Source organism: Streptomyces sp. NPDC017056, assembly GCF_044332485.1.
Classification (GTDB): Bacteria; Actinomycetota; Actinomycetes; order Streptomycetales; family Streptomycetaceae; genus Streptomyces.
Genome location: NZ_JBIRPD010000027.1, coordinates 120,826 through 136,500 on the forward strand (window position 1 = coordinate 120,826; position 15,675 = coordinate 136,500).

Annotated in this window: 15 protein-coding genes and 3 pseudogenes; 12 read left to right on the top strand and 6 right to left on the bottom strand. The window is 67.8% G+C overall.

What is annotated here, in order from left to right; genetic code table 11:
- Positions 1-79 precede the first annotated feature (79 nt).
- The 4 genes and pseudogenes from ACH4OW_RS35280 to ACH4OW_RS35295 all read left to right on the top strand — a co-directional run bounded on the left by ACH4OW_RS35280 (position 80) and on the right by ACH4OW_RS35295 (position 4,248).
- Complete coding sequence (locus ACH4OW_RS35280; protein WP_398032339.1) at positions 80-919, top strand: SDR family oxidoreductase; 840 nt, start codon at positions 80-82, stop codon at positions 917-919.
- A 230-nt stretch (positions 920-1,149) separates the two neighbouring features.
- On the top strand, positions 1,150-1,359 hold the full coding sequence (locus ACH4OW_RS35285; protein ID WP_003985135.1) for a 4-oxalocrotonate tautomerase family protein: 210 nt from the start codon (positions 1,150-1,152) through the stop codon (positions 1,357-1,359).
- 214 nt (positions 1,360-1,573) lie between these two features.
- Entirely contained in the window at positions 1,574-2,263 is a 690-nt protein-coding gene (locus ACH4OW_RS35290; RefSeq protein ID WP_398032313.1) for a DUF1345 domain-containing protein, read from the top strand.
- A 315-nt stretch (positions 2,264-2,578) separates the two neighbouring features.
- Positions 2,579-4,248 (top strand): annotated as a pseudogene (locus ACH4OW_RS35295) (IS1182 family transposase).
- A gap of 79 nt (positions 4,249-4,327) precedes the next feature.
- Here ACH4OW_RS35295 and ACH4OW_RS35300 read toward each other — a convergent pair.
- Positions 4,328-4,999, bottom strand: a complete 672-nt coding sequence (locus ACH4OW_RS35300; protein ID WP_398032315.1) for a hemopexin repeat-containing protein — start codon at positions 4,997-4,999, stop codon at positions 4,328-4,330.
- A gap of 455 nt (positions 5,000-5,454) precedes the next feature.
- Between ACH4OW_RS35300 and ACH4OW_RS35305 the strand changes: the two genes are divergently transcribed.
- The 3 genes from ACH4OW_RS35305 (at position 5,455) to ACH4OW_RS35315 (ending at position 8,537) form a co-directional block, all read left to right on the top strand.
- Positions 5,455-6,867 carry a lamin tail domain-containing protein gene (locus ACH4OW_RS35305; RefSeq protein WP_398032317.1) on the top strand — a complete coding sequence of 471 codons (1,413 nt, stop codon included), beginning with the start codon at positions 5,455-5,457 and terminating at the stop codon, positions 6,865-6,867.
- 432 nt (positions 6,868-7,299) lie between these two features.
- Entirely contained in the window at positions 7,300-7,608 is a 309-nt protein-coding gene (locus ACH4OW_RS35310) for a hypothetical protein (protein ID WP_398032319.1), read from the top strand.
- 86 nt (positions 7,609-7,694) lie between these two features.
- The gene (locus ACH4OW_RS35315; protein WP_398032322.1) at positions 7,695-8,537 is read left to right on the top strand and encodes a transposase; all 843 of its coding nucleotides are present in this window, start codon (positions 7,695-7,697) and stop codon (positions 8,535-8,537) included.
- A 44-nt stretch (positions 8,538-8,581) separates the two neighbouring features.
- Here the strand turns inward: ACH4OW_RS35315 and ACH4OW_RS35320 are convergent, their stop codons facing one another.
- The gene (locus ACH4OW_RS35320) at positions 8,582-9,061 is read right to left on the bottom strand and encodes a MarR family winged helix-turn-helix transcriptional regulator (RefSeq protein WP_398032342.1); all 480 of its coding nucleotides are present in this window, start codon (positions 9,059-9,061) and stop codon (positions 8,582-8,584) included.
- Positions 9,062-9,165: 104 nt separating this feature from the next.
- Between ACH4OW_RS35320 and ACH4OW_RS35325 the strand changes: the two are divergent.
- From ACH4OW_RS35325 to ACH4OW_RS35335, 3 genes and pseudogenes are all read left to right on the top strand, one after another.
- Positions 9,166-9,312 (top strand): annotated as a pseudogene (locus ACH4OW_RS35325) (NmrA family NAD(P)-binding protein); the annotation flags it as partial.
- A 47-nt stretch (positions 9,313-9,359) separates the two neighbouring features.
- Complete coding sequence (locus tag ACH4OW_RS35330) at positions 9,360-10,046, top strand: NmrA family NAD(P)-binding protein (RefSeq protein WP_398032345.1); 687 nt, start codon at positions 9,360-9,362, stop codon at positions 10,044-10,046.
- A 51-nt stretch (positions 10,047-10,097) separates the two neighbouring features.
- Positions 10,098-10,523: a MarR family winged helix-turn-helix transcriptional regulator gene (locus tag ACH4OW_RS35335; RefSeq protein ID WP_398032324.1), complete on the top strand. Its 426-nt coding sequence runs from the start codon at positions 10,098-10,100 to the stop codon at positions 10,521-10,523.
- 169 nt (positions 10,524-10,692) lie between these two features.
- On the opposite strand, the gene ACH4OW_RS35340 is transcribed toward ACH4OW_RS35335, so the two are convergent.
- Complete coding sequence (locus ACH4OW_RS35340; RefSeq protein ID WP_360141018.1) at positions 10,693-10,833, bottom strand: hypothetical protein; 141 nt, start codon at positions 10,831-10,833, stop codon at positions 10,693-10,695.
- A gap of 69 nt (positions 10,834-10,902) precedes the next feature.
- Positions 10,903-11,115 carry a hypothetical protein gene (locus ACH4OW_RS35345; protein WP_398032327.1) on the bottom strand — a complete coding sequence of 71 codons (213 nt, stop codon included), beginning with the start codon at positions 11,113-11,115 and terminating at the stop codon, positions 10,903-10,905.
- Between the two features lie 224 nt (positions 11,116-11,339).
- Between ACH4OW_RS35345 and ACH4OW_RS35350 the strand changes: the two genes are divergently transcribed.
- Positions 11,340-12,065 (top strand): dienelactone hydrolase family protein, encoded by a 726-nt coding sequence (locus ACH4OW_RS35350; RefSeq protein WP_398032328.1) that lies wholly within the window; start codon positions 11,340-11,342, stop codon positions 12,063-12,065.
- Positions 12,066-12,084: 19 nt separating this feature from the next.
- Here ACH4OW_RS35350 and ACH4OW_RS35355 read toward each other — a convergent pair.
- A pseudogene (locus tag ACH4OW_RS35355) lies at positions 12,085-12,845 on the bottom strand (Tn3 family transposase); the annotation flags it as partial.
- A gap of 968 nt (positions 12,846-13,813) precedes the next feature.
- Between ACH4OW_RS35355 and ACH4OW_RS35360 the strand changes: the two are divergent.
- On the top strand, positions 13,814-14,548 hold the full coding sequence (locus ACH4OW_RS35360) for a hypothetical protein (protein ID WP_398032331.1): 735 nt from the start codon (positions 13,814-13,816) through the stop codon (positions 14,546-14,548).
- Positions 14,549-14,624: 76 nt separating this feature from the next.
- Here the strand turns inward: ACH4OW_RS35360 and ACH4OW_RS35365 are convergent, their stop codons facing one another.
- Positions 14,625-15,392, bottom strand: coding sequence for a Tn3 family transposase (locus ACH4OW_RS35365; protein WP_398032334.1), 768 nt, complete (start codon positions 15,390-15,392; stop codon positions 14,625-14,627).
- Between the last annotated feature and the right edge of the window lie 283 nt (positions 15,393-15,675).

Below are 15,675 nucleotides of genomic sequence, written 5' to 3' on the forward strand. Positions count from 1 at the left end.
CTACCGACCCAGGGGATGACATCCCCTGGTTCCGCCGACCGGCGCCGCGCATCGTGGAGGACATGACTTCGAACCACCCATCCCCACTCCCACTCCCACCTCCGCTCCCAGTCCTTTCCCCGCTTCCACTCCCAGTCCTTCTCCCACTCCCACTCCCGACCCTTCTTCCACTCGAAGCCCTTCTCCGGCGTCCGGGCGGGTTGCCGTCGTCACCGGCGGTTCACGCGGCATCGGCCGGGCGGTCTCCCTCCAGCTCGCCCTGGACGGCCTGACCGTCGTGGTGAACTACACCCGCGACGCGGCTGCGGCCGAGGAGACCGTGGCGGCGATCACCTCCGCAGGCGGGCGGGCGGTCTGCGTGCAGGCGGACGTGGCGGACGAGCACGCGGTGGCCGCCTTGTTCGACCGGGCGGAGCAGGAGTTCGGCGGCGTGGATGCCGTAGTGAACTGCGCCGGACGACTCGCTCTGTCGCCGATCGCCGACCTCGACCTGGCAGAGCTCGACGCCGTGCACCGTACCAACATCCGTGGCGCCTTCGTCGTCGCTCAGCAGGCCGCCCGGCGACTGCGCGCGGGCGGCTCATTCGTGGGGTTCTCGACCTCCGTGGTCGGCACCCAGTTCCCTGCTTACGGCGCATACGCGGCGAGCAAGGCGGCCGTCGAGTCGCTCACGCTGATCCTCGCCCGCGAGCTGCGCGGGCGGGACATCACCGTGAACACCGTCGCCCCCGGCCCCACAGGCACGGACCTGTTCCTCGAAGGCAAGACGCCCGCGCAGATCGACCAGCTCGCCAAGGCCCCGCCCCTGGAGCGGCTGGGCTCCCCGGAAGACATCGCCCAGGTGGTCGCCTTCCTCACCAGCCCGGCGGGGCACTGGGTGAATGGCCAGGTCCTGCGGGCCAACGGCGGCCTGGTGTGAGAACGCAGCCCAACATCGTGGCGATCACCGGCCCCTCCAACGGCTTCGGGAACCTCACCGTACGGGCCCTGGCAATGCACCGAGCAGCATCTTCCCTCCCGGGCACGATGTCACGGGGATGGCCTACAACATCGTCCGGGTAACCCCCCTTCCCCGACAGGCGCTTCCACACCACGGAAGAAACTCACGCAAGAAACCCACGCAAGAAACCCGCACAAGGAGAAACACTCATGCCTTTCGCCCACTTCAAGGTCCCCGCTGGCACTGTCACCGCCGAGGACAAGAAGAAGATTGTCGAGCGCACCACCGACCTGTACGCGGAGATTTACGGCGAGCGGGCTCGCCCCACCACCGTCGTACTGGTCGACGAGGTCGCCGACGGCGGCTGGGGCGTCGCCGGCAACGTCCTGACCGCCGCCATGCTCAACGGCGACGCCTGACCGCCGCCCTCACCCAGCGCTGATCGCGCGTCTGCTAGGAGCGCAGGCCGTAGTCGGACTTGAGTTCCTCAGGAATGGCGTACTGCATCACCCGACCGCGGGTGAGAGGCGAGTTCGGTCGCCACCGAAGACACGCCCTGAAATTCCCCTACCAGGGGCCGGAGCACTCATAGCATCGGCCGGAGCCTGTCCATTCACCGCCGCCCGTCTCACGATGACCATCCAGAGAGGATCGCCTGTGCATCGTTGGCTTTCCGAAGGCCGTCGAACGGCGGTGGGGATGGTTATCGCGGTGTGCGCGGCAGTTGTCCTCCCCAACGACAGCGTGGTGCGGATCTCGGCGATAGATGTCGGCGTGCTCGTACTTTTCGCCTACCTGCTCCCCTACCTCGCAATCACCTTGACCGTCTTCGTGAACGTCGCTCCGGAACAAGTCCGCTCCTGGGCGCACCGCGAAGCTCGCGGCACGTTCATGCAGCGCTACGTACTCGGTACCGCGCCCGGGCCGGGCGTGTCGCTTTTCATCGCGGCTGCCGCGCTGATGGTGGCGGTGGTGTGGCTTCCCGGTCACGTCAGTTCCGCGTTCTCCGCCCTTCCGCGCACGCTGGTGGCTCTCGCTCTTGTCGTCGTCGCCTGGATCTGCGTGGTGGTGGCTTTCGCGGTCACCTTCCAAGCCGACAACCTCGTAGAGAACGAGCAGGCTCTCGACTTCCCCGGCGGGAGTCCCCCGGCCTGGGCCGATTACGTCTACTTCGCCTTGTCGGCGATGACGACGTTCGGCACCACCGACGTCGACGTGATCTCGCGGGAAATGCGCCGGACGGTGGCGGCGAACACGGTCATCGCCTTCGTCTTCAACACCGTCACGGTGGCCAGCCTGGTATCCGCGCTGGGCAGTAGCTAGAACTCCGGTTCGGGTTCGACTGCCCCCTTCGCTTTCGCACCCGACCATATGATTGGCGTAACAAGCAAAGGGCCGCGATCAGTTGTGTCATGAGGCGTTGTAGTTCCAGGTGGCGGTGACGCGACAGGTCCAGCTCCGCAGAACGCCTGACTACGAATCGTGATGGGATTGCGCCGGCAACGGGCGTCATCCATTCGCAGCGCCCCGCCCGGAACGAGCCGACGCTGTTGGCGAATTCGGGGGCGCGCGTGACGTCGGCCTCCAAGACCCGGTTGTGGTCTTGAAGGCCGACGTTGTCGTATGGGGTGGGTGCGGGTGTCGATGCAGCCGAGCGGGCCGGGCGAGATCCCGGCGGAGACAGTGCGGGTGGCGCGGGCCGCGTTCCCGAAGGGGAGCCTGGCGATCCGGGCCCGGGACGAGCTGGGTGTGCTGTTCACCGACGCGCAGTTCGCGGATCTGTTCCCGGCGCGGGGAAAACCCGCCTGGTCGCCGGGCCGACTGGCACTCGTGCTGGTGTTGCAGTTCGTGGAGGGGCTGACCGACCGGCAGGCTGCGGAGGCGGTGCGGGCAAGGATTGACTTCAAGTACGCGCTCGGGCTGGAACTTGATGATCCGGGCTTCGATTTTTCGGTCCTGTCGGAGTTCCGAGACCGTCTGATCGAGGCTGAGGCCGGGCGGCGGGTTCTGGATGGGATCTTGGCCGCGGCCCGGGAGAAACGGCTGCTCAAGAGCGCGGGCCGGGCCCGCACCGACTCCACGCACGTGCTGTCCGCGGCCCGTGAGCTGTGCTGGCTGGAGAAGGTCGCAGAGACACTGCGGTCGGCATTGAACGCGCTGGCCAAGGCGGCCCCCGGCTGGCTGGTTGACATCGCTGAGCCGGACTGGTTCAAGCACTACTCGACGAGGGCCGAGGACTCCCGGTTTCCCCAGGCCCGCACGAAGCGGGACGAGGTGGGCCTGCGGATCGGCAGGGACGGGACGCGGCTGCTTGAGGCCGTTCTCTCACCGGCGGCGCCCGAAGCTCTCGGGATCTGCCGGAGGTCGAGATCCTGCGGCAGATGTGGGTTCAGGACTTCCACCTGGTCGACGGCGAGGTGATGCGCCGGGGCCCAAAAGACCGGCCGCCGGGGGCGATGCGCCTGGTCACTCCCTATGACATCGAAGCGCGTGACAGCGTCAAACGCGACACCCTCTGGCACGGTTACAAGGTCCATCTCACCGAGACTTGCGAGCCGGACGCCCCGAACCTGATCACAAACGTGGTCACCACCGCCGCCACCGTCTCCGACGACCGAATGGCGGCAGTCGTCCAGGCAGGGTTGGCCGAGCGGGGCCTGCTTCCGCGCGAGCACTGGGTCGACACCGGATACGCCAACGCCGCAGCCATGACGGACGCCCGTGATCACGGCGTCGCACTGCACGGACCGCTCAAGTCGGTGACCAACTCACAGGCCCGAACAAGAGCCGCCTACGGCCAGGACGCCTTCACCGTCGACTGGGACAACCAACGTGTGACCTGCCCCAACGGGCGCACCAGCACCAGCTGGCGGGAAGACCGCTCCCAGCACGGTCTCGCGGTGGTCCGGGCTCAGTTCCCCGTGCGTGACTGCCGGCCATGTCCCGTCGTGCACGACTGCGTCCCGGCCCTGAAGGCCAAGGGCCGGGCCATCACCCTGCGGCCGAAGCAGGCCCACCAGGAACTCCAGCAGGCCCGCGCCCTACAGCAGACCGAAGAGTGGAAGGAGCGCTACAAGATCCGCGCCGGGGTCGAAGGCACCTTCTCCCAGGGCGTGAACCGCTGCGGCCTTCGCAGATCCCGCTACCGGGGTTTGCCCAAGACCAGCCTCCAGCACCAGCTCATTGGCGCTGCGATCAATCTCGCCCGCATCGACGCTCACCTCACCGACACACCACGAGCCTCCACGCGCACCAGCCACTTCGCAGCGCTCGGCCCCGCCGAGCCGATGCTCAGCGGGGCCGAGTAGCGCCGCCCCCGAATTCGCCAACAGCGTCGGAACGAGCCGGACGGGGCGCCGTACTGCCGTGCGCGTCATGCCGCCCGGCTCATGCGAAGAAGTTCCAGTTCCCTTCGATCGGCAGCGGGTAGCCGTTGTCTGTCCGGTCGCTGACCAGGTCGTACCGGACGTACTGGTCGTCCTTGAACAGGTAGACCTTGTCCGTGTCGAGCACCGAGTTGACGGCGGCGTCGATACCACGCGAGAAGTTGTCCGGCAGCCCGCGCCAGCCGCGCAGGATGGGCGTCGGCCCGCCCAGCAGCTTGTCGTTGGGGACGTCGTAGCGCACGTACAGGTCGTCCTTGAAGAACCAGCTGACGTTGGGGTCGCTCTGGTGGTTGACCGCCGCGTCGACACCGAGCTGGAAGTCCGGCGGCAGCCCGGTCCACGCCTCGGCGATGCTGAGCGGGTAGCCCGGCTCCACCTTGTCGGAGTCCAGGTCGTAGCGGACGTACTGGCTGTCCTTGAAGAGGTACACGATGTGCGGCTGGTCCCGGCGGTTGAGCGCGGCGTCGATACGGCGCCCGAAGCTGTCCACCAGACCGGGCCAGTTGCCCTCGATGCGCTTCGGGTACCCCTCGAAGCCGTGGTCCTCCCGGATGTCGTAGCGCACGTAGGAGTTGTCCTTGAGGATCCACGTGATGGGGTCGTTGCCCTTGGCCCTCACCACGGCGTCGATGCGCCGGTAGAAGGATCCTGATGATGCGGTGTGCTCTGCCACGTTCCACACCCTCTCGCGGTCGATGGGTCTGGGTGCCGCCGGCCGGCCGGCGGCTGTCCGAGCTCGCTCCGCCACCTTGCCAGCCCACTACGGTCGTGTCACGCCACTATCACGTATCGGCTCATCTCTCCCCCATCCTGCTATTCAGATCGAGCCATAACACATCCACCCGAACTGCCTCGGTGACCGCGTCTGCCACCCATACATCTCAGACCGATCCCCAGCCCCCTGGCACCCCGGGCCCCCGCCCCAGGTCAACCGCCGCCGTACGCATCCGCCTGCGCGGGGGCCGCAGGGGTTGCCCTGGTCTCAGCGGTGAAGCGGGGTGGCCTGTCCGGCCCTCCACGAATCTTTCGGCCTGCGTTCACGTGATGTCTGCATGGCGGGAGTCGTCTCGTTCGGTCTGCGCCGGGACCGTCGTGCCGCCCCCTCCCCCGCGACCTCTGGACGGAACCGTGACCGCAATACGTACGCGCCGTCGGCACCGTGATTTCGCTCTTCTCCTCGTCATCGGGTCGGCGCTGGCCGGCACGACGACCGCCGCTCCTGCCCACGCGGCCCCGTCCGGTGACATCCGTATCAACGAGGTGGTGACCACCGGGAACGTCGAGGACTCGATCGAGCTGTATAACAAGGGCACCGCGGCGACAGACATCTCGGGCTGGATCCTCAAGGACGACAAGGACGGCTCGAAGTACAAGATCCCTTCCGGGACCACGCTGGCCGCGGGCACTTCCCGCGCCTTCGACGTCCACGACGCGTTCGGGCTGGGCTCGGACGACAAGGCACGCCTGTATCTACCGGACGGCAGAACCCTGGTCGACAGCTTCTCTTGGAGCAAGCACTCCGCCCCCTCGTGGTCGCGCTGCCCCGACGGCACCGGCGCCTTCAAGGCGGCCAAGGTGACCCTGGGCGCCGCCAATGACTGTGGCGGCGGGGGCAGCACCACACCGGTGACGTGGCCCGGCAGCAGCAACGTGACGGCCGCCGACGCCTCCGACGTCTTCGGGCAGGACCTCAGCGGCCTCTACCAGGACGGCAACGTCATGTGGGCCGCGCAGAACAACGGCAGGCTGTGGCGCCTGACCCGCAACAGCTCCGGCGGCTGGGCCCCCGACACCAACAACGGCTGGGCCGCCGGCAAAGCCCTGCGCTTCCCCGGCGGCTCCGGCCGCCCCGACAGCGAAGCCGTCACCATCACCGGCAGCGGGCCCGCCGCCGGCGTATTCGTCGCCGGCGAACGCAACGGCGACGCCTCCGGCACCAGCCGCCTGTCCGTCCTGAAGTACGACGTCTCCGGCGCCGGCTCCGCCCTGACCGCCACCAAGGAGTGGAACCTCACCGCGGACCTGCCGCCCGTCGGCTCCAACCTCGGGTTCGAAGGCATCACCTGGGTCCCCGACACCTACCTGACCAAAGCCGCCTTCAAGGACGCCTCTACCGGCACCGCCTACGACCCGGCACGCTACGGCGCCCACAGCGGTGGCGTGTTCTTCACCGGCGTCGAGGGCACCGGCATGATCTACGGCTACGTCTTGCAGGACTCCGGTGCCTTCACCCGCGTCGCGTCCATCAGCAGCGGCATGGACGGCGTCATGGAGTTGCAGTGGGAACCCCAGGCCGCCCGCCTGTGGGCCGTCTGCGACGACACCTGCAACGGCCAGCACCGCACCCTGCAAATCGACGCCTCCGGAGCCTTCACCACCACCGCCATCTACAACCGCCCCACCGGTATGCCCAACTACAACAACGAAGGCTTCACCCTGGCAGGCGCCGACGAGTGCGTCGCCGGCTCCAAGCCCGTCTACTGGTCCGATGACTCCAACAACGACGGCCACGCGCTGCGCAAGGGCACCATCGCCTGTTGACTTCCGAAGCTGATCGAGCAGGCCCAGGCCTCAGCCGCCGCCGAGGTCTGGGGCTGGGGCTGGGGGCTGTGCCTGGGTCTTGGGGCTGTGCCTGGGGCTGGCCCTGAGATGGTTCGCCTCGGACACCCAGCCCCCTTCGACCGGGCACCGCACCCGGCGTTAACGCTGCGGCCCTGGGAGCCCTGGGAGCCCTGGGCACTGTCAAGCGGCTGGCAGTGGGCGAGGACCTGACGGCGTATGTCGGGGACGGTGCTGACGCGCAGGGTGCAGCCCAGGCCCCGCCGTACGCTCACGCCCCGGTCGAGCGCGGGCCCGCTCGGCGGGCTCCAGTTCGGCGGCGCGGAGGAAGTCGGCCCTCTGTGAGAGCGTGGCCCGAAACGCCCCGATTCGTATCGTTAGCCTGGGCGGGCATGACAGGAGTACCACCCCCGCATGATCAGCCAGAACACCCCCGCGATAGACCCGGCCGCCCGGCCGAAGCGCCGCACCTTCACGTCCGAGTACAAGCTGCAGATCGTCGCCGAGTACGACGCTGCCCCGAAGGGCGAGAAGGGTGCCGTGCTACGGCGTGAGCGCCTGTACGACTTGCACATCAAGGAGTGGCGGGCAGCCCGGGACGCTGGCACTCTGGACGCCCTGGTCGACCGCCGCACCAGCCTGGTCCGCCCGAAGAAGTCGGCCGCCGAGGCGGAGAATGAGAAACTGCGGGGCGATCGCGTGCCACGCGCCACCGCTGGCTGAATCCGAAGCCGGCCGCGCCCCCGGCGCCACGGCCCACTCCGGCCTCCGCGCTGTCGGCTGGCGAGCGAGCCGCCGCGCTGGCCTTGATGAACGAGCCCCGCTATGCGGACCTTGCGCCCGCGCAGATCTGGGCCCGCGAGCTGCACGAGGGCCGCTACCACTGCTCGGTACGCACCATGTACCGGATCCTGGCCGAGGCCGGGCAAAACGGAGAACGCCGACGCCAGGCCACGCACCCGCCCAGGACAGTGCCCAAACTGGTCGCGAGCGGCCCCTCGCAGGTCTTCTCGTGGGACATCACCCGCCTCGCTGGCCCGAAGAAAGGAGTCTGGTATCACGCCTACGTGATCATCGACATCCACTCCCGCTACATCGTCGGCCACACCGTTGAGCGGGCCGAATCGTCCGACCGCGCCGAGGAGTTGATCCGGGAGACCATCGATCGCAACGGCATCGTGCCCGCCACCGTGCACGCCGACCGCGGCACCTCGATGACCTCCAAGAAGGTCTCCCAGTTGCTGATCGACCTCGGCGTCACCCGCAGCCACTCACGCCCGAAGACGTCCAACGACAATCCGTACTCGGAAAGCCAGTTCAAGACCGTCAAGTACGCGCCGGACTATCCGGAACGGTTCGATTCCCTCGCACACGCCCTTGAGTGGTTGGACGCGTTCATCGCTCAGTACAACCATGAGCACCGGCACTCCGGGATCGGCTTCCACACCCCCGCCTCGGTGCACTTCGACACCGCCGAACAGGTCCGCGACCAGCGGGCCGTCACCCTCGCCGACGCCTACAAGCGGCATCCCGAACGCTTCGCCCGCCGACCGCGACCACCCGAGATCCCCGCCCGGGCATGGGTCAACGACCCCGCACGACGCCGCGAAGCCCAACCACAACCCTCCGTCTCAGTTGGTGGGTGGGAGTGAAGCCGCGGGTCCTGTAATGGTCCAGTGAGATGCCACCGAGGGGCTCAGTCCGGCTTCGGCAGAGATCTCAGGCGTTGCATCTGGGCGTGGCTAAGGTCGTACGCCCCTCGCATGTGTCGGGTGATCACCTCGAGTTCGTCGTCGGTGTGGTCGTCGAGAAGTGACCGCCATGCCTCGCCGAGGTCGTCCCACACGGCGGTGACGCGGGCGACGCGGTCAGCCACCGGGGCGACCAGCACCCGGCGGCGATCCTGCTGGTCGGGGGCGCGGACCACGTAGCCCCCTCGCTCCAATCGGTCCACCAGCCGTGTGGCCGAGCCCGTAGTCAGGCCCGTCATATCGGCGATCTCCTTCACCGAGCGCGGTCCGGGTTCGGCCGTCAGCAGGCTCAGGAACTGCACATCGGTCGGGTGCAGCCCGAGGTGGTCGGCGACGGCCTGGTTGAACAGCACATACGCCGCCAGGTAACGGCGCGACTCCCTCGACAACTCCTCGTACAGCCGGGCCCTGCGCGAGCCTGTCACCTGGATCACACCCCAAACCGCTGCGTGGTGCAGCAATAATCACCTAGTATCGATGCGCGACGCAGTTAATGCGCCGCGCATCGATACTAGCTGCCGGGAGGGCCATGCTCACTGCCGCCGTCACCGGAGCCACCGGAGTCCAGGGCGGGGCCACCGCCCGCGCCCTGCTGGCCGCAGGCCACCACGTGCGCGCGCTCACCCGTCGCCCCGGCTCGCCCGCCGCCGACGCCCTGCGCGACCTGGGAGCCGACGTGCGCCACGCCGACTTCGACGACCGCGCCTCCCTCGGCGCCGCCCTCTGCGGAGCGGACTCCTCTTCGCGGTCACCACCCCGTTCGGCACCGACACCACCACCGAAACCCGGCAGGGCAAGGTCCTCGTCGACGCCGCGGCAGCCGCCCGCCTCGGGCACATCGCCCTCACCTCCGCCGCGCACGCCGACCGTGGCACCGCGGTCCCGCACTACGAGAGCAAGCACCTGGTCGAGCAGTACCTCCACACAGCCGGCGTGCCCTGGACCGTGATCGCCCCGGCGGCATTCATGGACAACTACACCAGTGGTTGGACCCTCGACGGGCTGCGCGACAACACGTTTGCCTGGCCCATGCCGGCCGACCGGCCACTCACGCTCATCCCCGCCGCCGACATCGGCGCATACGCGGCGCTGGCTCTCCAACGTCGCGACGAGTTCGCCGGCCGCCACATCGACATCGCCTCCGACGAATGCACCCCAGGCCAGATCGCCGAGACCCGCGCGGCAGTCACCCATCGGCCGATCACCTACCAAGAGGTCCCGCTGACCCATGTCCGTACCCGATCCGCCGACCTGGCAGCCATGTTCGAGTACTTCACCACCGTCGGCCTCGATGTCGACATCGCCGGGTTGCGACGCGACTACCCCGAAGTCGGCTGGCACAACTTCGCCGACTGGGCCGCCGGCCAGGAGTGGCCCACCCTCCCGGCCCCCATCTCGGCGAATCAGTGAGATCCCCGTTCCAAGGCACACACCCGCCCTCGCCCCTGAAGGAGCATCATCGTGAAACCCATCGGCTACTGGCTCAATCGCACAGACAAAGCCCTCACCCGCTACATGAACGACATGCTCGAAGGGGTCGGGCTCACCCGGATCGCCTGGCAAGTCCTCAACGTCATTCACGACACCCATCCGGTCGCCGACACGGAAGTACGGTCCGCGCTCTCCGCCAACGCTGACGTCCCCACGCTGACCGCCGTCATTGACACCGTACTCGTCGACGGCTGGGCGACCCGTCCCGCACCGGACCGACTCTCCCTCACCCCCGACGGCCGTCAGCGCCTGACCCGCGTCGCCGAGCGCGTCGACGCATTCCGTAAACTCTCCACCACCGGCATCTCCCCGGACGAGTACAACACGGCCGTCCACGTCCTCGAACGCATGACCCGCAACCTCGAATCAGCGGCAGGCACCGCCCCCACACCATGAGGCATCACGGAACGCACAGTTTCACCCCACCCTCCAACTGATGCGCTCAGCCCGGCCACATCAGGCACCCATCCGCCAAGTGAAGCACTCACCGACTGTTCTTTCGAGAATGATCGGTTGTTTCCTGCACCTCAGGCATGAACTCTGTGGTGAACATCAGCAACACAGTTCACAGCAGCACATGCGTTTCATTTGACTTGACAGGCACCGCGGCGACCTTGCCCTGCATGTCGAGGGTGACCGGCAGCTCCGGAGCCGGGACCTCTTCCTTGGTGGCGGTGCGGACGTCGTTGGTCTTGGTCGCCGCCACGGCGGGGCGTCGGCCGTCCTTGCTGCCCTCAGTCTCGGCGGCGCGCAGTCAGTCGTAGGCCGGCTCGCGCTATAGGTCTCGCTGGAGTTCGCCGGCGGCCGCGAGGGTCCGCACCATGAACTTCACCATGGACAGCAGCCCAGCCCACCGGTGCGCGGGGAAGCGAGCGGTGAGATCCATGCCGGAGAACGCACCGTCGTGGATGCACAGGGCGAGCCGGTCGCGGTTGAGGACGTCGAGCACGTCGAGGATGTGCCAGGTGCCGCGTACGAGGCGAAACATCTCGGAAATGTGCACGGTGTCGCCCGGCCGCGCGTAGGTCAGCAGTTCGCCGACACTCGCCGCTTGTAGACCAGGTTGGCAATCTCGCTCCCCGTTGTGGTGGGCGCATTCGACCTAGCTGTCAGGCAGCCAACGCGTCAGGATGATGTAGTCGGAACGGGCTGCTGTCTGCCATCGGTGAACACCGCCCCCAGCGGGCGCAACGGTCTCTACCGTCCAGTCGTATGACGACGGTAACAACCCGTACGGTCGAATACCCGGCCGACAACCTGACGATGATCGGATACCTCGCGCTCCCGGCCGGTGCCGGGCGCCGGCCCGCAGTCCTGATCGGACCCGAGGGGACGGGGCTCAGCGACGTCGAGCGCCGCCGGGCCGATGCCCTGGCCGAACTGGGATACGTGGCGCTGGCCTTCGACCTCCACGGCGGACGCTATTTGGAAGACCCAGAGGAAATGTTGGCCCGTTGCATGCCGCTGCTCGCCGACCCCGACCGCATGCGAGAAATCGGTCACGCCGCGCTCGACGTGTTGCATGCCGAACCACGGGCCGACCCCGACCGGACCGCCGCCGTCGGCTACGGCACCGGGGGCGCCGTCGCACTGGAACTCGGTCGCGATGGTGTCGACCTGCGCGCGATTGGGACAGTCAACGCACTGACCACGGGCCGGCCGGGCGAGGCGGCACGCATTCGCTGCCCGGTATGGGCCGGGGTCGGGTCGGAAGACCCGATCATGCCGCCCGCCCAACGGGAGGCGTTCACCGCAGAGATGCAGGCTGCGGGCGTCGACTGGCGCCTCATGGTCTACGGCGGAGCCTTGCACGCCTTCCACCATCCATCGGTCGACCACACCGTGCGTCCCGGCGTCGGCTACCACCCACAGCACGCGCAGCGGGCCTGGCGTGACATCGTCGCCCTGCTCGCCGAGTGCCTGCCCGTCACGGATTGATCCGAACGGCTCCTGATACTCACTCCTGCCCGCCTTCGTCGTCTGCGTCCAACTCTGGGGCATCTGGGTCGCGCAGCGGGCGTAGGAAGGCGGTGAAGTTGTAGCGGCCGAGTAGGTTCAGGTTGCGGTGCTTGAGCGGCGAGAGCCTGGCGATGTCCTCGTCTCGGATCTCGTGGCTCTCGGCCTCCATCTGGGCGACGGCGGCGTCGATGTACTTCGTCGTCCACAGCACGATGGCGTTAAGGACCAGTCCGAGCGCGCCGAGCTGGTCCTCCACCCCGTCCCGGTCCGCGTGGTGGATGGTGCCGGGCTTGCCGTGGCACACCACCCGCACGAGCCGAACATGCGCAGCAGGTCCGGCCAGTGCGTGATCACCTTGCTCAGGTTGATCCGATTGCGGGCCAGGCCCTCCACCGCACAGTTGTGGCCGGTGGCGACGGCGGGCATCGTGGCCCGCCAGAACCGCTGATCGTCCAGGTAGCGGGACCGCAGACTGAAGTAGTAGCCGAGGATCTTGAACAGGCCGAACACCATGTCGGAGTACGAGGCGTTGTCGGTGACCACCATCTCCGGCTTGACCCCGCCGTCGAGGTTTAGCAAGGCGTCCAGGATGTGCAGGGAGCCCCAGAACTGCACGATCGGGATCTCGGCCTGGGCGGCGATCGGCGCGGCGTTCGCGGCGGCAATGGTGTCGGCCCGCAGGTAGTACTGATTGACGTGCATGAGTCGGGCCCGGGTCAGCGCCTCGTAGCCGGAGGACGGACGGATGCGCGGTGGGAGCGGGCCAGCAGCACCGGGGCGGGGGTGCCGTCTTCCGCGTCGTGCGTGAGGGCACTGTGGCGGTGCCTGTGAAGCGTCCAGCCGTCCAGGTCCTCGATGTCGTTGGGAGAGTCGAGGGGCTTGGCCAGCAGCCGGATCTGCCGGTGAATCCACTCGGTCGCGCCGCCCTTGCTTGGCGGTGATCTTCCCTCGCTTGTCCTCTGCGGGTAGAGGTCTTCCACATTGAGGCACAATTGAGGCACAGCACCTCGTCGGCCCGGGCGGCCGACTCGTAGAGCATCTTCCGCTGCGTCTTCTCCCGCAGGGCGACGGCGAGGCGCCATAGAGCGGTGATCTGGTTCTCCGCGAGAGCCTTGGTGCGGTCGGGCGGTGCCGGCCGCCGCTCGATGCTGATCGTCGGATCGTGCTCGATCCAGCCCTGGCGCTACCACCAGCCGATCGCCTTGCGGGCGATGGGCAGCTCCCGGTTGACGGTGTCGGCGTCCATCGCGTCCGCCCGCGCCGCAGCCAGCTCGGCGAGCATCTCCGGCAGCGCGGGGTCGTCGATCGCATTGAGGGGAAGACGGGCGGCTTCGCGCCTCAGCGGGCTGGTCCGGTTGGCGCCGGTGCGCCGGTTCGATCGTCACGCTGCTCCCGCCCTTCCGGCACTGCCGCAGTAAATGCGTACACCTCGCCCCGGCGGCGAGAGTGGCGCGCGGTAGGGGCTCTGTCGCAGTGCATCCGGCATTTACTGTGGCAGCTGGGGTCTTCGACGAGGACATCTTGGAGGCATCGGTCAGTTCGGGACGAGAGCAACGAGGCTCAGACCTCTGGGCTGACTGGGGAGTCTGGCTGGGGAGTAGAGTCCGCACGTGCGTTGATTTTCCGGGCGACGGCCAAGTGCCGCCGCAGATGGTGTGGGAGCGCCCCTGATGAGTTCGGGGTCGCCTGATTGGTTTGCCCATCATGACGATTCCGGAGATCACGAAATGACTGCTCAGAAGCCCATCACCTACGACGCGTTTGTCGAACTCGCCGTCGCTGATCCATCCGTGGTCGGCCTTGTCCTCAAAGGTTCCCGGGCTCATGAGGGGATGACCACTGAGCACTCCGATCACGACCTGTATGTCGTTCTCGCCGATGGCGCGACGACTGCCCTCACCCGGTACACGGGCCACCGCACCCCGGAACTCGATCTCGTCATCCTCTCCCTCGACGAGTTCCGCACCGTCGGAATGCCAGGCTTCGAGCGGTATGCCCTTGCTCGGGCCCGGGTCGTGCTCGACCGGCTCGACGGAGTCATTGCCCAGGTCCTGGCGGACAAGGCCCGGATCGACGCCGATGAAGCCTTCCGGAAGGCGGGCGAATCGCTCGATGCCTACGCCAACTCTCTCTACCGCTCGGTCAAGAATGACCGCGACGGGCACATGCTCGCGGCCCGGCTTGACGCCGCCGACAGCATCGGATCCCTGCTGGAGTTGCTCTTCGCTCTGGACCGTCGTCCCCGCCCCTATAACAAGTACCTGGAATGGGAGCTTGCCCGGTTCCCGCTGCCCGGCTGGGACACCGGAATGCTGCTCGACGCTGCGGACCGCATCACAGGAACAGGCGACGTACCCACACAGCGCCGCCTCTTCGCCCAGGTCGAGGCGGTGGTCCGGCAGGCCGGGCACGGCGCGGTGCTGGACGCATGGGGCGAGGACCTGTGTCTGATGCGACCGTAGTAGAAGCGCGGGGCGGGAGCGCTTGGTCTCCGGGGGGCCGGGTGAGGCAGCGGTAGAAGACTTCGGGTGGGGGTGGTCAGGCGGCCTGACTGAGGCTGGCGGGGGTCAGATCCTGTTCGCGTAGGGGGGTGTAGTCGACGTCGAGCTTCGTGTCGTACGCGTCGGGCTGGATGCCGAGTTCGTGGGTGCTGTACTCGCCGAACCGGTTGAACGACTCGACCTTGTTCGTCGCCGCCGTCAGCCGCCTGCGTAGTAGCGCGTCGGTGAGGTAGCGCAGCAGCTGGACGGTACGGATCACGCGGCCGACCTCGCGGAAGGCAGCGTAGGTGGCGTAGGTGGCGTTCTTGCGCGACCCGCAACGCAGCCGCTTGAGCAGCGTGGAGGAGGAGATGGTGCCTTCGCGTACGGAGGCGGCCACCCGCGTCAGGTGGCGGAACTGGGACTCGATCAGGTCGAAGTCGATGACGTTCTCGAAGCCCAGTAGGTGGGCGAGCGCATAGGCAGGGAAGGACTGGCCCTGCGTATCCGCGTGCACCGTGGTCGGCTGCATCTCGGAGGCATTCATCAGCGGGCCCTCGATGATGTGGACGGCCTCCCACGCGCCACCCGGGATGGAGTGCGTGAACAGTGCGATGTAGATGTAGATGTAGGTGTCCGAGACGCGGTGGTAGGCGATGCCGTCCGGCTTGCCGTACCGCACGCTCGTCTCGGTTAGCAGGTTGTCGAGGTAGGTGTCCATGTGGGTGCCGTCCGCCGCGACGGCGGCCCCGTCGCCCCACGCCTGCGAGATGTCCAGGCGGGCGTGTGCATTGACCAGGTCGGAGACCGCCTCGTTCAACAGCACGCACGATCGAGACGTGGCTCGGCGCCGGGCAAACCCGAACCGCCGTCGCCGCCAAGCTGCGCGTCTCCCGCTGGACACTCAGCCGCGCCCTCGACACCCCGTCCCGCTGACGCCCGCCACCGGCTGCCAACGCTTGAATGCAGCGGACAGCGCCAGCAGCCTCATGCGCGGATCGCGGAAGAGGACGGCCTAGACGAGTAGTTCCGATTGCGGGGTTCACGGATGCGGGGAGGGTGTCCAGCATCGGGTTGTGACGACCGAGTTGGACACCCTCTTGACCGCA